Consider the following 17,444-nt stretch of genomic DNA (forward strand, 5'->3'; position numbering starts at 1 on the left):
ATCGCAGGCAAGCCAGCTCCCACATTTTTTTGCATTCCAGAACGGGATTTGGATATGTCCTACTGATGCTGTAGGACAGGTCTGGCAATAGGGCATGAGCCTTGTATCGTTGCCTACGCGTACGCCAGAATCCGCCGGCTTGTGCGTCTGGAGGGGTGTCTCTTAAGGTTCGCCGGTCGCTGAATGTTCAGTGATCGGGTTTAGTAGCCCGTGGTGAGACGTACAGCAATTCTCCATTTGATGGTGGCTGTACGGAGGGCGCTTTCGGGCGCGCCGGTTGTGTCTCCCCGGTCTACTAACCTGCGTACAGCTGCCACCCTCTGTTTAGTAGCGGTCGGTTGCGGCTCCATTCTCCGGAGACGATCCATGGCTAATCTTTATTCTGTTACCCCCAACCTCCCCACCGAAACCCTCGTCCTCAACAGCTACGAGACCTTCTCTAGCGTGCGCACCTTATTGCTCAGCCTTTCCAACGACCTCACCGGCGAACACCGCGACGTGGCCCTGGCGATCCACCAATTAAGCGAGCTAGGCGTACTGCTGGTCGGCCAGATGATGGACCGCGAAGCCCCACTGCCCTAAACCTGCAATGCGGTCTCTGTGGGAGCTGGCTTGCCTGCGATAGCTGCAGTGAATTCAACACTGCAATCGCAGGCAAGCCAGCTCCCACATTTGACCGGGTTACACGCCTTGGCTGCGCAGCCAGGCCATCAACTGCGGCAACGGAAACGCCCCACTCTGGCGCGCCACTTCGCGGCCGTTCTTGAACAAAATCAAACTGGGAATCGAACGAATCCCCAACTGCGCCGACAGCTGCTGATTGGCCTCACTGTCCAGCTTGGCCAGCCGGCACTTGCCCTCCAGCTGCCCGGCCGCCTGTTCAAACACCGGCGCAAACGATTTGCACGGCCCGCACCATTCGGCCCACACATCCACCAGCAACGGCAAATCGCCCTTGATCTGGTTGGCGTAGTCGCCTTGCTTCAGTTCGAAAGGCTTGCTCAGTAAGACCGGCTGCTTGCAGCGCCCGCACTTGGGCGCGTCGCCCAGGCGTTCGCCGGGGATGCGGTTGAGGCCGTTGCAGTGAGGGCAGGGGATGACGAGAGGTTCGGACATGGGGGGCTCCAACAAAACAGACCAGGAAGGTCTTATTTGGAGTCGTTTCCGAGCGTTATCAAGTTCAAGTGGGCGTTGCATATGCTCACAGATTTTTCGGTGGCGATGACGCCTGTCTATCTAGGCTGCGAAGGCGTGTTCGACAAAGCACCATTGGTCCGTTCGAAGCTATAGCAAATTGCGATAGTCAGCGTTCGGGTTTAACCTTGCATAGCAAGATGCGATAGGGACGTTGCATGCGAGTAATCAGTGCGAAGCAAATCCGAAATGCCAAGGAAAAATGGCCATATTCAGCCACTGCATTGGATGAGTGGTATCGGAAGGTCAAAGTCATCAGCCCTGAAGATTTTGCGGCATTGAAGGCGGTTTTTCCTGCGGTGGACAAGGTGGGGTCATTGCATGTCTTCAACATTGGAGGCAACAAGCTACGCCTGATTGCGCTTGTGCGCTTTCGAGTACAGCGTCTCTATATCCGGCATGTGCTGGATCACCGGGAATATGACAAGGGCAAATGGAAGGAGTAATGCAGTGACAGCATTGATCGAGCAAGTAACTGAGCATTGGCAATTCGTGGCGCCTTTGCTGCGCAAGCCTAAAACCGAGGCTGACTACGATGTTCTGGTGGCAGCGCTGGATGAATTGTTGGACATCGTTGGCGAGGACGAAGCTCATCCGCTGATGGGGTTGGTCGATATCATCGGTGATTGGGTTGAGGCCTATGACTTGGAGCATTGGCCAATGCCCGAGGCGAGCGGTGTCGACGTATTGCGTTCAATGATGCAGGAGCATGGTTTGACGCAAAGCGACTTGCCTGGAGTCGGTGCCCAATCGGTTGTCTCGGAAATCCTGAGTGGGAAACGCCAGCTCAACGTTCGGCAGATTCGTTGGCTGGCGGAGTTCTTCAAGGTGCCCGTGGACATGTTCATCTGACGGCGATCAAGACGCTGGATGAGGGTTTTCTCAGGACGAACAACTAATCTCCAAATGCTTCCCCCAATCCGGCGGCCGCTGCGCGTACTGCTCCATCCCCGGCTGTTCTTCAAACGGCTTGCTCAGCACCTCATGCAGCCGCCGCACTTCACTGTAGTCCCCGGACTCGGCAGCGGTGATGGCGTTCTGCGCCAGGTAGTTGCGCAGGATGTACAGCGGGTTCACCGCGTGCATCCGCTCGCGGCGCTGTTCCTGGCTGTAATCCCCGTCCCGCTCTACGCGGGCCTTGTACAGGTCGGCCCAGGTATCAAACCCGGCCATGTCGACAAAATCATCGCGCAGCTTCGCCACGGCCAGCGCCGCCGACTCATCCCCAAGGCGGCGGAAGAACAGGGTGTAATCCACGCCGCTGTTCTGCATCAGCTTCAACAGGCGTTCAACCAGTTTCTGGTCATCGTCTTCAGCGGTAGTCAGCCCAAGTCGGCGGCGCATCAGGTCCAGGTAGTTCGCTTGATACAGCGGCAGGTACAGACCAAGCGCTTCCTTCAACGCATCCACACTGATGAACGGCGTCAACGCTTGCGCCAGTGCGCTCAGGTTCCACTGCCCGATGGGCACCTGGTTGCTGAAGGAGTAGCGCCCTTCGTGATCGGAATGGTTGCAGATGAAATGCGCGTCAAAGTCATCCAGGAATGCGAACGGCCCGAAGTCGAAGGTGATGCCCAGGATCGACATGTTGTCGGTGTTCATCACCCCGTGGCAGAAGCCGTAAGCCTGCCATTTGGCGATCAGCTCGGCGTTGCGCTCGACGATTTCGCGGAACATGGCCAGGTACGGCTCGGGCTGCTCACGGCACTCAGGGTAATGAAGGTTCAGTACGTGTTCGGCCAACAATGCCTGCTGCTCGGGCTTCTTGGTGTAGTAGAAGTACTCGAAATGCCCGAAGCGGATATGGCTCGGCGCCATGCGCAATACCATCGCGCCACGCTCCTGTTTCTCGCGCCACACCGGGGTGTCGGAGCCGATCACGCACAACGCACGGCTGCTCGGGATGCCCAGCGCATGCAGGGCTTCGGACGCGAGGAACTCACGGATTGAAGAGCGCAGCACCGCGCGGCCATCGCCCATGCGCGAATACGGCGTCTGCCCTGCGCCCTTGAGGTGCAAGTCCCAATGCTCGCCGGCGGCGTTGTACACCTCGCCCAGCAACAACCCGCGACCATCACCGAGCTGCGGCGTGTAGCCGCCGAACTGATGCCCGGAGTAGACCATCGCCCGTGGCTCCGCTTCGGCCCACAGCTTGTGCCCGCCGAACAGTTCGGCGAACACCGGCGTCTCGGCCACGGCCGGGTCGAGGTCGAGCAGGGCCATGGCGGCATTGCTCGCCACGACCAGCCGCGGGGCGTCGAGGGGTTCGGGCAGTACGTGGGTTGAGAACGCGTCGCCCAGGCGTGCGAAGCGGTTGTCGAAGGTCAGTTCGTCGAGGGCTTTCACCGGCCATCTCCAGCAGAATGTCCGAGCATTCTGCTGGGGATAGCGCGGTTAGTCGAGTTTGCTCGGCGGTGGTTCGGTGACGCCGCCGTCGTTGGCGGGCTTGGCCGGGCTGTCGACTTCCACCAGTTTGTATTCCTGGCCGTGGAGGTTCTTGAGGTAGACCTCCATCTGGCGGAACGAGATGTTGATGTGGTGGTTCTTGAACTCGCGGTTGATAAAGCGGTTCACCTCGTCGATCACCGGGTTGCGGTCACCGAGGTCGCGCACGTGCATGCGCAGTTCGTGGTCGAGGGTGCTTTCGCCGAAGTTGAGGAAGTACACGTGAGGTTCGGGTTCTTTGAGGACGCGCGGGTTTTCCCTGGCGGCCTTGAGTAACAGTTCCTTCACCAGGTCCAGATCAGAGCCGTAGTCCACCCCCAGTTTCAGGGTGACGCGGGTGATGGTGTCGGTCAGCGACCAGTTGATCAGTTGCCCGGTAATGAACGTCTTGTTCGGGACGATGATGTCCTTGCGGTCAAAGTCGGTGATCGTCGTCGCGCGGATGCGGATCTTGCTCACCGTGCCCGACAGGTTGCCGATGGTGATGGTGTCGCCGATCCGCACCGGGCGTTCGAACAGGATCATGATGCCGGAGATAAAGTTGGCGAAGATCTCCTGCATGCCGAAACCCAACCCCACCGACAGCGCCGCCACCAGCCATTGCAACTTGTCCCAGCTCACGCCGAGGGTGGACAGCGTCGACACAAAGCCGACGCCGGCAATCACGTAGGACAGCAGCGTGGTCGTCGCATACGCGCTGCCCTGGGCCAGGTCCAGCTTGGACAGCACCAACACTTCCAGCAGACCAGGCAGGTTGCGCGCCAGGGCGAAGGTGATGCCGATGATGATCAGGGCACCGAGCAGGTCGCCGATGCTGATCGGCACCATGCTGATATTGGCGCCCGTGCCGCTGGTGTATTCGTACAACGTGATGTTATCCAGATACGAAAACACCGAGATCAGGTCCGACCACACCCAGTACAGCGCCGCGATAAAGCCGCCGAGCAAGGCCAGGCGGATCAGGCGCATGGACTGTTCGTTGACCTGTTCGATGTCCAGGGTCGGCTCTTCGATTACCGCTTCGCCGTCGCCGGCTTCCTTGGCCGCCTGGCGTTTGGCCAGGGCGCGCGCATAGGCCAGTCGCCGTGCGGCAACGCCCAGGCCGCGCACGAAGGTGGCTTCGATCACCAGCCAGAACATCAGCAGGTACAGGGTGTTGATCAAGCGGTCGCTGAGCTTGAGCGCGGTGTAGTAATAGCCAAAACACACGGCGATAAACAGCGCGATGGGCAGGGCGGTAAACAGCACGCCGACGGCTTTGCGGAACAGCGAGGCCTTTTCGTGGGCCGGGCTGTGCAGCAACAGGCGGCCCAGCAGCCAGGCCATCAGCGCGTAGCACAGCAGCACCACGCCGATGCCCAGCACGTCGTCGGCCAGCGCCGCTGGTTGGTGCTCGGCGATGGCCACCACGGCGACCAGCGCCAGCACCACCAGGCCGAGCTTGCGCACCCAGCCTTGGAGAAACTCGACCTGGGGCTTTTCCCAGCGGAAGTGCAGTTCGGCCACGCCACCCGGCGCAAGGATGCGGTAGGCGGTGTAGAACACCATCCACGCCTGGGCGATCTGCAACAGCGCCGCGCCGAGGTTGGCGTTTTGCCCACGGGCGTCAATCTGTAGCGCATAGCCGCACAGCGCCAGGCCCAGGGACACCGGCATCGCCAGCAGGATATTGATCAGGATGGCCTGGGGCGTGTGCCACTGGCTGTCGCGCTTGAAGTGACCGATGTCCTGATGGACCTTGTTCAGGCGCTGATAGAGGTTTTTACGCCGCCACAGCAGCGCACCGATCAACAACAACAGCGGCAGGAACAGCAGCGGGCGCTGGGTCAGGCCGTCATAAAGCTCGCTGACGCTGGACGCCCAGGGCAGGGTAGTGACCTGCTTGCTCAGGTGCGCCGGCACGGTTTCCAGCCACTCGGTGTCCAGCGGCTTGTTGCTGGGAATCCAGAACATCTGCTCGTCGAGCGTCGCGCGCAGCGTGGTGGCGGTGCTCAGCAATTGTTTCTGGTTGAGTTGCAGGGTGATCGATTCATTCAGCAGCGCGCTCAGCTCACGGCTCAGGCGCTCCAGCAGGTCGCTGCGGGTAATCGCCAGTTCCAGCAAGGTACGGCGCAGTTGTGGGGTGACATCTTCCGGCGCCTGGTTGGCCAGCAGGTTATCCACATAGGTGCTCGGTGAGCTAATCAGCTCCCGTTGCTGGTTGACCTCGAACTGGTACAGGCGAATGTTGGCGATGTCGTCCGCCAGGTCGCGGTCCACGGTGAGGCGGGGCAGGGCCTGTTTCTGTTTATAGAGGATCTTCGACAGCAGCAGGCTGCCCTTGAGCACGTTGATCTGCTCATCCAGGGCGGCGTCGCTCTGGGTCACGGTGTCCAGTTGCTGCTTGGTTTGCAGGTTCTTCTGGGTCAGGTCGTTGAGGCGGTCGGTGCTTTTGAGCAGGTAGTCGGACAGTTTCAGGTTGGCCGCACTTTCGGTGGCGAGCAGGCTGCTGCCGCCGGCCTTTTGCGCTTCGATGGACTGTTGCGTCACCGTTTGTTGCGATTGCGCCAGGCGTTTCTGGTTGATCAGGGTTTGCAGGTCCTGGATCTCTTGTTCCAGGCGCGCGGTTTTTTCCACCACCAGGTCGTGCTGGCTGTTGCCCAGGTCTTGCAACTGGCTGTTGCCGGCCAGTTCCTGGCGGCGCAGGGGGATCAGCGCGTTGAGGGCGGCAAGCTCGGCGTTCAGTTGGTTGCGCTGGTCGCTGCTGAGGGTTTTACCGTTGTCTTTGCCGGCCTTGAGGATCGAATTGATCTGCAGGATGCGCGTCTGGCTGCTGCTGATTTCGGTCTGGGCGCGCTCGGGGCGGGTCTGGGCGGCGATGGTCAGGCTGTTGGCGTCGGCCAGGTCTTTTTGCAGGTCGCCTTGCTGGGTGGTGCGCTGCACCAGCAATTGCTCCAGCTGCGGCACCGGCAGGCTCGCATAGCGTTGCGCCACCGGGACGATTTTGGTGGCCTTGAGCCGGGTCAGCTCGCGCTGGTTCTCGACGGTCTGGCGCGGCGCGTCTTCCAGCTGGCGCTTGAGGTCCGCCAGGCGCTGCTCGTAATCCTGCTTGTTGCCCAGGTAGGTGAGGGTTTGTTGCAGGACGTTCTGCAACGCCTTCATGTCGGCGTCGGGCAGCTTGCGGTCGGGCAGCTTGTCCAGGGATTGCTGGATAGCGTCGGCGCTGGGCGGGTCGGCCGCGTGGACGGTGCCGACACAAAGGGTCAGGCCCAGCAGGGCAGTGGCGAGGAACGTGCGCAGGATTGGCATAGAGACCGGTCGTGCAAGGTGAAGAATCGGGGCGTTGTCGCCCCGCAGTTTAGAGGAAGAGTCCGGGGCCCGGGCGACTTCCTTCGGGGAATCTGACGCCCACTTTGCCGATCTTGTTCCCGTCCATGACCGCGACGGTCCAGATGGTGTTGTTCCATTCCACCTGGTCGCCGACGATGGGCGCGCCGCCGACTTTCTGGGTGATGAAGCTGCTCAGTGGCATGTCCGGGTCGATGCCTTCCAGCTTCAGGCCGTACAGGGCGGAGACCGCGCCCAGCTGGGCGTCGCCTTCGAGGACGAAGTCGCCGAAGAAGCGCAGGTCGAGGCCGCGTTGCGGCGCCTGGCTGAACAGTTTGCCCAGGGCTGGCAGGTTGTGTTCGTGGCCGATCACACAGAGCAGGTCGCCGACTTCCAGCACCGTACTACCCGACGGATGGAGCAGTTGCTGGCCACGGAACAGCGCAGCGATCCGTGTGCCTTCGGGCATTTTCAGCTCGCGCAGGGCGGCGCCGATGCACCATTTTTCGGCGCCGAGGCGGTAGACGAACAGCTCCCATTCACTGGTGACGTGCACTTCCAGGGCGGCGCGGGAGATCGGCGCCGGGTCTGGCGGGACGGTGACCTTGAGCAGCTTGGCCACCCACGGCAGGCTGGTGCCTTGCACCAGCAGCGAGACCAGCACGATAAAGAACGCCAGGTTGAAGTACAGCTGCGCATGGGGCAGCCCGGCCATCAGCGGGAACACCGCGAGAATGATCGGGACGGCGCCGCGCAAGCCCACCCAGGCGATAAAGCCTTTTTCGCGGCCATGGAACGCCTTGAAGGGCAGCAGGCCGACGATCACAGACAGCGGCCGCGCAAACAGGATCATCCACAGCGCCAGGCCCAGGGCCGGCAGGGCAATCGGCAGCAAGTCATGGGGCATGACCAACAAGCCCAGCACGAGGAACATGCCGATCTGCGCCAGCCAGGCCATACCGTCGAGCATATGCAAAATGCCATGACGGCTGCGCACCGGGCGGTTGCCGATCACCAGGCCACACAGGTACACGGCGAGGAAGCCGCTGCCGTGCAGGGCGTTGGTCACGGCGAAGACGAACAGGCCGCCGGCGATCACCAGGATCGGGTACAGGCCGGTGGCCAGGTTGATGCGGTTGACCATTTGCAGCATCAGCCAGCCGCCGCCCAGGCCGACCACGCCGCCGATGCCGAACTCGCGCACCAAGTGGGTCAACAGGCTCCAGTGCAAGCCGGTCTGGCCGCTGGCGAGCATGTCGATTAGCGTCACGGTGAGGAACACCGCCATCGGGTCGTTGCTGCCGGATTCGATTTCCAGGGTGGCGGTCACCCGCTCGTTGAGGCCCTTGCCGCCCAGCAGCGAGAACACCGCCGCGGCGTCCGTGGAGCCGACGATGGCGCCAATCAGCAAACCCTGGATGATATTCAGGTCAAACAGCCACGCCGCCGCCATGCCGGTGAGGCCGGTGGTAATCAACACCCCCACCGTGGCCAGCGACAACGCCGGCCAGAGTGCCACGCGGAAACTCGCCACCCGCGTGCGCAGGCCGCCGTCGAGCAGGATCACTGCAAGGGCAAGGTTGCCCACCAGGTAGGCGGTCGGGTAGTTGTCAAAGATGATGCCGCCGCCATCGACGCCGGCGACCATGCCCACGGCCAGGATGATCACCAGGATCGGGATACCGAGGCGGGACGAAAGAGAACTCACCAGAATGCTCGCACTCACCAGCAACGCGCCGATCAAGAACAGGCTGTTGATGGTCGTCGCATTCAAAGGCAGTACTCCATGGGCAAACAAGACGGGGCGCAAACTGACCATGCAGTCTGCGTGCCAGCGATTCTAACCTGTTGAATTGCTGCGCTGTCAAAAGCTTTGAAGGCATGCGTCGATCTAATGTGGCAGTGATCCCTGTGGGAGCTGGCTTGCCTGCGATAGCGGTCTGCCAGTTAAGGAGATGCAAGCTGGCCCACAGCTATCGCAGGCAAGCCAGCTCCCACAGGGGATCGGCGTCGGTTTCAGAGGCGGAAACGGCTGACCATCCCGTTCAAATCCACCGCCAATCGCGACAACTCATTACTCGCCGCACTCGTCTGGCTGGCACCCGTCGCCGATTGCACCGACAGATCGCGGATGTTCACCAGGTTACGGTCCACTTCCCGCGCCACTTGCGCCTGTTCTTCCGCCGCGCTGGCGATCACCAGGTTGCGCTCGTTGATCTCGACAATCGCCGTGTTGATCGTATCCAGCGACAGTCCCGCGCCTTTGGCGATGTTCAGCGTCGATTCCGCACGTTCGGTGCTGTTGCGCATCGAATCCACGGCGTGTTCGGTGCCGGCCTGGATGCTGCCGATCATCCGCTCGATCTCGCTGGTGGACTGTTGGGTGCGATGGGCCAGTGCGCGCACTTCGTCGGCGACCACGGCAAAACCACGCCCGGCCTCACCGGCGCGGGCGGCTTCGATGGCGGCGTTGAGGGCCAGCAGGTTGGTCTGGTCGGCCAGGCCGCGAATCACGTCCAGCACCTTGCCGATATCCCGCGACTCATTGGCCAGGTCGCCAATCAGCGTGGCGGTGGCTTGCACATCGCCGCTCATGCGTTCGATGGCGCTGACGGTCTCTTGCACCAGATCACGGCCGTCGCCGGCGGAAGTGGTGGCGTTGCGCGAGGCTTCGGACGTGCTCACCGCATTGCGTGCGACTTCTTCCACAGCGCTGGTCATCTCGTTGACGGCGGTGGCGGCTTGTTCGATCTCGTTGTTTTGCTGGGTCAGGCCACGGGCGCTTTCGTCGGTGACGGCGTTCAGCTCTTCGGCGGCCGAGGCCAGCTGGGTGGCGGAACCGGCGATGCGTTGCAGGGTGTCGCGCAGTTTGTCCTGCATCTTGGCCATGGCGGCCAGCAGGCGCCCGGCTTCGTCGTTGCCGTCGACCTTGATCGGGCGCGTGAGGTTGCCTTCGGCGACTTCTTCGGCGGCTTCCAGGGCTTGGGAAATTGGCAGGGTGATGCTGCGGGTCAACAGCCAGGCGAACAGCACGGTCAATGCGGTTGCGAGGATCAGCAGGCCGACGACCAGCTTGAAGGCCAGGTCGTATTGATCCTTGGCTTCCTGGTTGGTGACCAGGGCCATGTTGTTGTTGATATCCAGCAAGCGCGCGAGCACGGCGTTGACCTGCTCGGAGTTGCTCAGCAACTCGGTGTTGATCAGCGAGCGCAGGGCGTCGACCTGATTGGCCTGGGACAGGCTTTTCATACGTGTTTCGATCTGGCGGTACTGGCCGAGCAGGCTGACGTATTCGTCGTAGGCGGCGCGCTCTTCGCGGCTGTCGATGAGTTTTTCGTAGATGGCCTGGGCGGCGCGGATCTGCTGGTCGCGCAGTTCGAAGGTGTCCAGGGTCTTTTGCTGCACATCCGGCTCGCGGTTGGTCAGCAGGCGGTACGACAGCACGCGCAGGCGCAGGGTCAGTTGGGTGAACTCGTCGAGGGCGCGAATGCTCGGCACGCTGGACAGGGTGATGTCTTCGGCGGCGCCGCGGATCTTGCTCATCTGGTTCAGGGCGAACACACCGAGAAACAGCATGAGCGCGCCGATAAACGCGAAGCCCAAAAAGGCACGCGGCGCGATATTCATATTACGAAGGGACATGCTGGAATCCTGGGGAGAAGCGCAATCCGTGCGGCCATGAGAGGGGGGATGCTTCTCTATCGGTCGTACGACTAAAGTCTAAAGGGGCCTGTGCGTTTTTGTCGCATCCGATGAGCTTCAGGAACCAGATCGGCGAATTGCAGTCACTAAGGCTCGAAAGTGCGGCCCGGCCCTGAAAAATCGGGCTGCGCGCCGGGGATAACCCTGGCATCCGAGGTGAATTTTCTTTATCGTCACCGCCCTTTGAAAAAGCCCGAGAAATCAAAATGTTAGAAGCATCCCTCAGCCAACTGGAACAATTGGTCAGCGACCTGGTACAGCAGAACCAGGATCTGCTGGGCAGCAACGAATCCCTCAAGGCCGAACTGGCCCGCGCCAAGGATGAGAACGACAGCCTGCAATTGAACCTGATGGAACAGGAAGAAAAGAACGGCGCTACCGCTGCGCGCATTCAAGCACTGGTTGAGCGCGTGAGCGCAGGTCCTGTCGGCGCATGAATGAAGGGATAAAGGTCGTTTCGATTCTCGGAGAGGATTACTCGATCAAGGCGCCGGCCGGGGAAGACAAGACCCTGATGCACGCCGTGACCATGCTCAAAGCCTCCCTGGCCACCACCAAGAAGAAGTATCCGACGCTGATCGGCGACAAATTACTGGTGCTGGCGGCGCTGAACCTGTGCGCCGAGCAGATCGAAATGCAGCAGGCGCACCAGGAGGAACTCGACCGTTACCAAGAGCAAGTCAGCGCCACGGTCGATGTGATTGCCAAGGCGATCGGGCAGCCTTAGAACCACTCGTCCTGCATCGCGAGGCACGTATCATCGCGTGCCTCCAGAATCGCCAGTTCATGATGGCAGCCCGGTACTTCCCAGGTCAGGAAGTAGCGGGCGGCCTGGAGCTTGCCTTTATAGAAGGCCGCGTCGGCCGCATTGCCCTTGGCCAGCCCTTCTTCGGCGCGAATCGCTTGTTCCAGCCAGCGCCAGCCAATCACCGTATGCCCAAACACCTTCAAGTACAGCGCCGAGTTTGCCAGGCTGCTGTTGACCTTGCCCTGGGCGAGATCCGTGAGCAGACCGATGGTCACGCTTTGCAGGCGGTTCACCAGGTGTTCCAGTGGCTCCCTTAGTGCTGTGAGGCTTGGGTATTCCTGCGCACGGGCACCGGTTTCGGCAATCAGTCTGATTAACTGCTTCAAGCCCGCGCCGCCGTTCTGCGCCAGCTTGCGCCCCAGCAAGTCGAGGGACTGGATGCCGTGGGTGCCTTCATGGATCGGGTTCAGGCGGTTGTCGCGGTAGTACTGCTCCACCGGGTATTCGCGGGTGTAGCCGTGGCCGCCGAGGATCTGGATCGCCAGTTCGTTGGCCTTGAGGCAGAACTCCGACGGCCAGGATTTGACGATGGGCGTGAGCAGGTCCAGCAGTTCGTGGGCCTGTTTGCGCTCGGCTTCGGTGGCCAGGGTGGTGGTGTCGTCGAACAGGCGAGCGGCGTACAGGCCGAGGTCAAAGGCGCCTTCGACGTAGGCTTTTTGCGTGAGCAGCATGCGTTTTATATCGGCGTGCTGAATGATCGACACCGGTGCAGTCGTCGGATCTTTGCTATCCGGCAGGCGGCCCTGCGGACGCTCGCGAGCGTATTCCAAGGAGTACAGGTAACCGGCATAGCCCAGCATCACTGCGCCCATGCCCACGCCGATACGCGCTTCGTTCATCATCTGAAACATGCAGCTCAAGCCCTGGTGCGGCTTGCCCACCAGATAGCCGACACAGTTGCCGTTATCGCCGAAGTTCAGTGCCGTAGACGTGGTGCCGCGCCAGCCCATCTTGTGGAACAGCCCGGCCAGCACCACATCGTTGCGCTCGCCCAGGCTGCCGTCGTCGTTGACCAGGAACTTGGGCACGATAAACAGCGAAATGCCCTTCACCCCTGCCGGCGCGTCCGGCAGCTTGGCCAGCACCATGTGCACGATGTTTTCCGACAGCGGGTGGTCGCCGCCGGAGATGAAGATCTTATTGCCCTTGAGTCGATAGGTGCCGTCAGCCGCCGGTTCTGCGCGCGTACGAATATCCGACAGGGACGAACCGGCATGGGGTTCGGTCAGGGCCATGGTGCCGAAGAAGCGCCCGTCGATCATCGGTTGCAGGAAGCGTTGTTTCTGTTCGTCGGTGCCGAAGCTCTCAATGAGGTTGGCGGCGCCCATGGTCAGGAACGGGTAGGACGTGGAGGCGGCGTTGGCGGATTGGAAATGCGCGAAACAGGCCTGGGAGAGCAGGGTGGGCAACTGCATGCCACCGGCTTCGAAGCTGCGCGCGGCATTGAGGAAGCCGGCTTCCAGGAAGGCATCGACGGCCGGTTTGACCTCGGGAATCAGGATCGCTTCGCCGTTTTCGTAGCGCGGTTCGTTTTCGTCGTTCTTGCGGTTATGGGGGGCGAAGTACTTTTCGGCGATGTTTCGAGCGGTGCTGATCGCCGCATCGAAGGTTTCCCGATTGTGCTCGGCAAACCGCTCGCGCTGGGTCAGGCCCTCGGCATCGAGGACTTCGTACAGCTCGAAAGCCAGATTGCGGGAACTGAGCAGCGTCTCGGACATGGCGGCTTACCTATGTGGGAATAGGGCCGAGTCTAAGTGCGCAAATGGAGGGTGGATAGCAAGATTGATTTGGGTGATGGAACTGCAAAACAAACGCGCGAGGCTTGTGCAATAAATGTGGGAGCTGGCTTGCCTGCGATGCAGGCACCTCGGTGTATCAGTTACACCGGGGTGATGCTATCGCAGGCAAGCCAGCTCCCACACAAGCCAGCCCTTACAGGGTTTCAGTTAGCCGATGGTCATCAGGCTGGCGTTACCACCTGCCGCCGCGGTGTTGACGCTCAACGCCCGCTCGATCACCAGACGCTCCAGCGCAATCGCCGTCTCGCCTTGGGACAAACCATGCACCCCGACAATCGCGCCACTGCGCTGTGCCACTTGCTGGCACACCGCACGCAGTTGGTCGGAATCACCGTGGTGCAGGACGGCGTCAAACACCACGTCGTCCTTGGTCCAGTCGGCCACACGCTTGATCTTCGCCTGAATCTCTTTAGGCAGGCGTGGGAACACGGCCTTGGTCAAGTCAGTCTCTGGCCATACCGCCGAGCCGCCTACCGCCAGCACAGCGGCCAGTTGGGTCAGCAGGTCGCTTTCGACGTCCGCCAGGCACAGTACGTGCTCGCGGGGCAGGATGGCGTAGCTGTTGCGCTCGCCGGTCGGGCCGGCCAGTTGGCGGGTGATACCGCTTTGCGATTGTGCGGCGAACTGGTCGCACAGGGCGCTCAGGTCGCTGAGCTTGTGGCTGTCGGCCCAGGTTTTCAGGGCGGTCAGCGGTTGGCTCATGGCGTCACGCAGGCGGACATCCGGCGCACTCAGCTTGTCACCGCGTACGAAGGATTGCTCGATAGCATCCGTAGGACGAGTCGAGAGCAGGCGGTACAGGTACAGCGGACCACCGGCTTTCGGGCCGGTGCCCGACAGGCCTTCGCCGCCGAACGGTTGCACGCCGACCACGGCGCCGACGATGTTGCGGTTCACGTAGACGTTACCGGCATGGACGTTGTCGATCACCTTGGCGATGGTCTCGTCGATGCGGGTGTGCACGCCCAGGGTCAAGCCGTAGCCCGACGCGTTGATCTGGCCGATGAGCTGGTCGATCTCTTTGCGCTTGTAGCGCACCACGTGCAGCACCGGGCCGAAGATCTCCCGTTGCAGTTCGTCGAAGCTTTCCAGTTCGATCAGGGTCGGCATCACGAAGGTGCCGCGCTTGATCTCTTCGCCGTCGGCAATCGCCACCTGGTACACATTGCGGCCTTTGTCGCGCATGGCCTGGATGTGTTTCTCGATGCCGGCCTTGGCTTCGGCGTCGATCACCGGGCCGATGTCCACCGACAGGCGCTCCGGGTTACCCAGACGGCATTCCGCCATGGCGCCCTTGAGCATTTCGATGACGCGGTCTGCCGAATCTTCCTGCAAGCACAGGACGCGCAGGGCCGAGCAACGTTGGCCGGCACTGTCGAAGGCCGAGGACACTACGTCGATGACCACTTGTTCGGTCAGCGCCGAGGAGTCGACGATCATGGCGTTCTGGCCACCGGTTTCGGCGATCAGCGGAATCGGCCGGCCCTGGGCATCCAGGCGCCCGGCGACATTGCGTTGCAGCAGGCGCGCCACTTCGGTGGAGCCGGTGAACATCACGCCTTTGACGCGATCATCACCCACCAGGCGGGCACCCACGGTTTCGCCCTGGCCCGGCAGCAATTGCAGCACGCCTTCCGGGATGCCGGCTTCCAGCAGGATGCGCACGGCTTGTGCGGCGACCAGCGGGGTTTGCTCGGCCGGCTTGGCCAGTACCGGGTTGCCGGCGGCCAATGCGGCAGCGACTTGGCCGCTGAAGATGGCCAGCGGGAAGTTCCACGGGCTGATGCAGACCACCGGGCCCAGTGGGCGGTGGGCGTCGTTGGTGAAATCGTTGCGTGCCTGCACGGCGTAGTAGCGCAGGAAATCCACGGCTTCGCGCACTTCGGCAATGGCGTTGGCGAAGGTCTTGCCGGCTTCACGGGCCAGCAGGCCCATCAGCGGTTGGATCTCGCCTTCCATCAGGTCGGCGGCGCGCTCCAGGATCGCCGCACGTTCGGCGGGCGGGGTGGCCTGCCAGATCGGGCCGGCGTTGATGGCGCACTGGATCGCGTTATCCACGTCTTCGACGGTGGCTTCTTGCACGTGGCCGACTACATCACGCAGGTCGGACGGGTTCAGCACCGGTGCGGCGGGTTGATTGCTGGCCGCGCAACCGAGCATCGGCGCGGCTTTCCAATTGTTGTGGGCCGTGGCCAGCAGGGCGCAGGACAACGACGCCAGGCGGTGTTCGTTGGCCAGGTCGATACCAGCCGAGTTGGCGCGCTCGCTGCCGTACAGGTCGCGTGGCAATGGAATACGCGGGTGCGGCAGGCCGAAGCCGCCTTCCAGCGTGGCCATTTGCTCGATGCTGGCCACTGGATCGGCCACCAGCTCCTGAATGGAGATGGACTGGTCGGCTATACGGTTGACGAACGAGGTGTTGGCGCCGTTTTCCAGCAGGCGACGCACCAGGTAAGCCAGCAGTGTTTCGTGGGTGCCGACCGGAGCGTACACGCGGCACGGACGGTTCAGCTTGCCTTCGGAGACCTTGCCTACAACCTGCTCGTACAGCGGTTCACCCATGCCGTGCAGGCATTGGAACTCGTACTGGCCTGGGTAATAGTTCTGACCGGCGATATGGTAGATAGCCGACAGGGTGTGGGCGTTATGCGTGGCGAATTGCGGGTAGATGACTTCCGGCACCGACAGCAGTTTGCGTGCGCAGGCGATGTAGGAAACGTCGGTGTAAACCTTGCGGGTGTATACCGGGTAGCCTTCCAGGCCTTCGACCTGGGCGCGCTTGATCTCGCTGTCCCAGTACGCGCCTTTGACCAGGCGGATCATCAGGCGGTGGCGGCTGCGGCGCGCCAGGTCGATGACGTAGTCGATCACATACGGGCAACGCTTCTGGTACGCCTGGATGACGAAACCGATGCCGTTCCAGCCGGTCAGTTGCGGCTCGAAGCACAGGCGTTCCAGCAGGTCCAGGGACAGTTCCAGGCGGTCGGCTTCTTCGGCGTCGATGTTCAAGCCGATGTCGTATTGCTTGGCCAGCAGGGTCAGCGACAGCAGGCGTGGGTACAGCTCGTCCATCACGCGCTCGTACTGCGCACGGCTGTAACGCGGGTGCAGGGCCGAGAGCTTGATGGAAATGCCCGGGCCTTCATAAATCCCACGGCCGTGAGAAGCTTTGCCGATGGAGTGAATGGCTTGTTCGTACGAGGCCAGGTATTTCTGCGCATCGTGTTCGGTGAGTGCGGCTTCACCGAGCATGTCGTAGGAATAACGGAAACCCTTGGCTTCGAACTTGCTCGCATTGGCCAGGGCTTCGGCGATGGTTTCGCCGGTGACGAACTGCTCGCCCATCAGGCGCATGGCCATGTCGACGCCCTTGCGGATCATCGGCTCGCCGCTCTTGCCGATGATGCGGCTCAGGGACGAGGTCAGGCCTGCTTCGTTATGGGTGGCGACCAGCTTGCCGGTCAGCAGCAGGCCCCAGGTCGCGGCATTGACGAACAGCGATGGGCTGTTGCCCAGGTGCGGCTGCCAGTTGCCGGTGCTGATCTTGTCGCGGATCAGCGCGTCGCGGGTGCCCTTGTCCGGGATACGCAGCAGCGCTTCGGCCAGGCACATCAGTGCCACGCCTTCCTGGGACGACAGGGAAAATTCTTGCAGCAGGCCCTGAACAATACCGGCACGGCCGCCGGCACTTTTCTGGTTACGCAGTTTTTCGGCAATCGAGGCGGCCAGCTTGTTGGTGGCTTCGGCCATTGGCGCTGGCAGGCGAGCCTGTTCGATCAGCATTGGCACCACTTCCGGCTCAGGGCGACGGTAAGCGGCGGTGATCGAAGCGCGCAGGACGGATTGCGGCAGGATGCTTTCGGCGAACTCCAGGAAGCACTGGTGGGCGTGGTCGGTCTGCACCTCGCCTGCGTCGTCGGCATCCTTGCTGCTCAAGCCATTGAGTTCGGTCAGGGTTGCACCACCCTCCAGTTTCTCCAGGTAATTGAAAATCGCCTGCTTGATCAGCCAGTGCGGCGTGCGATCAATGGAGGTCGCGGCAGCCTTCAGGCGTTCGCGGGTCGGGTCGTCGAGTTTGACCCCAAGGGTGGTCGTAGCCATTTTCTTATCCTCATGGGTGCCACTACCGAGTGGCATCAGCTGGCGGCAAGATTAGCTTTGCCCATGAAGAGGTGCAACCGGGTGCAACC

Annotated in this window: 12 protein-coding genes and 1 pseudogene; 5 read left to right on the forward strand and 8 right to left on the reverse strand. The window is 61.8% G+C overall.

Annotated elements, in window-relative coordinates; genetic code table 11:
- Positions 1 to 366 precede the first annotated feature (366 nt).
- The gene (locus tag PSH87_RS02255) at positions 367 to 582 is read left to right on the forward strand and encodes a DUF6124 family protein (RefSeq protein ID WP_017738899.1); all 216 of its coding nucleotides are present in this window, start codon (positions 367 to 369) and stop codon (positions 580 to 582) included.
- Between the two features lie 99 nt (positions 583 to 681).
- On the opposite strand, the gene trxC is transcribed toward PSH87_RS02255, so the two are convergent.
- The gene (trxC, locus tag PSH87_RS02260; RefSeq protein ID WP_305432328.1) at positions 682 to 1,116 is read right to left on the reverse strand and encodes a thioredoxin TrxC; all 435 of its coding nucleotides are present in this window, start codon (positions 1,114 to 1,116) and stop codon (positions 682 to 684) included.
- Between the two features lie 236 nt (positions 1,117 to 1,352).
- On the opposite strand from trxC, the gene PSH87_RS02265 reads away from it, so the two are divergent.
- Positions 1,353 to 1,640 (forward strand): type II toxin-antitoxin system HigB family toxin, encoded by a 288-nt coding sequence (locus PSH87_RS02265; RefSeq protein WP_026136541.1) that lies wholly within the window; start codon positions 1,353 to 1,355, stop codon positions 1,638 to 1,640.
- Positions 1,641 to 1,644: 4 nt separating this feature from the next.
- Complete coding sequence (locus PSH87_RS02270) at positions 1,645 to 2,046, forward strand: type II toxin-antitoxin system HigA family antitoxin (RefSeq protein WP_017734883.1); 402 nt, start codon at positions 1,645 to 1,647, stop codon at positions 2,044 to 2,046.
- A gap of 30 nt (positions 2,047 to 2,076) precedes the next feature.
- On the opposite strand, the gene selO is transcribed toward PSH87_RS02270, so the two are convergent.
- From selO to PSH87_RS28735, 5 genes and pseudogenes are all read right to left on the reverse strand, one after another.
- Complete coding sequence (gene selO / locus PSH87_RS02275; RefSeq protein WP_017734884.1) at positions 2,077 to 3,540, reverse strand: protein adenylyltransferase SelO; 1,464 nt, start codon at positions 3,538 to 3,540, stop codon at positions 2,077 to 2,079.
- Positions 3,541 to 3,588: 48 nt separating this feature from the next.
- A complete protein-coding gene (gene mscK / locus PSH87_RS02280; protein ID WP_017734885.1) occupies positions 3,589 to 6,927 on the reverse strand; it encodes a mechanosensitive channel MscK in 3,339 nt (1,112 codons plus the stop codon).
- A gap of 49 nt (positions 6,928 to 6,976) precedes the next feature.
- Complete coding sequence (locus PSH87_RS02285; RefSeq protein ID WP_305432333.1) at positions 6,977 to 8,719, reverse strand: potassium/proton antiporter; 1,743 nt, start codon at positions 8,717 to 8,719, stop codon at positions 6,977 to 6,979.
- Between the two features lie 242 nt (positions 8,720 to 8,961).
- Positions 8,962 to 9,834 (reverse strand): methyl-accepting chemotaxis protein, encoded by an 873-nt coding sequence (locus PSH87_RS28730; RefSeq protein ID WP_370695310.1) that lies wholly within the window; start codon positions 9,832 to 9,834, stop codon positions 8,962 to 8,964.
- 30 nt (positions 9,835 to 9,864) lie between these two features.
- A pseudogene (locus tag PSH87_RS28735) lies at positions 9,865 to 10,587 on the reverse strand (MCP four helix bundle domain-containing protein); the annotation flags it as partial.
- Positions 10,588 to 10,853: 266 nt separating this feature from the next.
- On the opposite strand from PSH87_RS28735, the gene PSH87_RS02295 reads away from it, so the two are divergent.
- Both PSH87_RS02295 and PSH87_RS02300 read left to right on the forward strand, forming a co-directional pair.
- Complete coding sequence (locus PSH87_RS02295) at positions 10,854 to 11,084, forward strand: hypothetical protein (protein WP_017734888.1); 231 nt, start codon at positions 10,854 to 10,856, stop codon at positions 11,082 to 11,084.
- Positions 11,081 to 11,374, forward strand: coding sequence for a cell division protein ZapA (locus tag PSH87_RS02300; protein WP_017734889.1), 294 nt, complete (start codon positions 11,081 to 11,083; stop codon positions 11,372 to 11,374). Before PSH87_RS02295 ends, PSH87_RS02300 begins: the two co-directional genes overlap by 4 nt.
- Here PSH87_RS02300 and PSH87_RS02305 read toward each other — a convergent pair.
- Together PSH87_RS02305 and putA are read right to left on the reverse strand one after the other, a co-directional pair.
- On the reverse strand, positions 11,371 to 13,173 hold the full coding sequence (locus PSH87_RS02305; RefSeq protein ID WP_305432335.1) for an acyl-CoA dehydrogenase: 1,803 nt from the start codon (positions 13,171 to 13,173) through the stop codon (positions 11,371 to 11,373). The genes PSH87_RS02300 and PSH87_RS02305 overlap by 4 nt on opposite strands.
- A 228-nt stretch (positions 13,174 to 13,401) precedes the next feature.
- On the reverse strand, positions 13,402 to 17,355 hold the full coding sequence (putA, locus tag PSH87_RS02310; protein ID WP_305432336.1) for a trifunctional transcriptional regulator/proline dehydrogenase/L-glutamate gamma-semialdehyde dehydrogenase: 3,954 nt from the start codon (positions 17,353 to 17,355) through the stop codon (positions 13,402 to 13,404).
- Positions 17,356 to 17,444 lie beyond the last annotated feature (89 nt).

It is taken from the genome of Pseudomonas sp. FP453 (assembly GCF_030687495.1).
Taxonomy (GTDB): Bacteria; Pseudomonadota; Gammaproteobacteria; order Pseudomonadales; family Pseudomonadaceae; genus Aquipseudomonas.

Coding starts and splice junctions, on each gene's coding strand:
- PSH87_RS02255 (WP_017738899.1), top strand. CDS start 367: ATGGCTAATCTTTATTCTGTTACCCCCAACCTCCCCACCGAAACCCTC.
- trxC (WP_305432328.1), bottom strand. CDS start 1,116: ATGTCCGAACCTCTCGTCATCCCCTGCCCTCACTGCAACGGCCTCAAC.
- PSH87_RS02265 (WP_026136541.1), top strand. CDS start 1,353: ATGCGAGTAATCAGTGCGAAGCAAATCCGAAATGCCAAGGAAAAATGG.
- mscK (WP_017734885.1), bottom strand. CDS start 6,927: ATGCCAATCCTGCGCACGTTCCTCGCCACTGCCCTGCTGGGCCTGACC.
- PSH87_RS28730 (WP_370695310.1), bottom strand. CDS start 9,834: ATGGCCAAGATGCAGGACAAACTGCGCGACACCCTGCAACGCATCGCC.
- PSH87_RS02295 (WP_017734888.1), top strand. CDS start 10,854: ATGTTAGAAGCATCCCTCAGCCAACTGGAACAATTGGTCAGCGACCTG.
- PSH87_RS02300 (WP_017734889.1), top strand. CDS start 11,081: ATGAATGAAGGGATAAAGGTCGTTTCGATTCTCGGAGAGGATTACTCG.
- PSH87_RS02305 (WP_305432335.1), bottom strand. CDS start 13,173: ATGTCCGAGACGCTGCTCAGTTCCCGCAATCTGGCTTTCGAGCTGTAC.
- putA (WP_305432336.1), bottom strand. CDS start 17,355: ATGGCTACGACCACCCTTGGGGTCAAACTCGACGACCCGACCCGCGAA.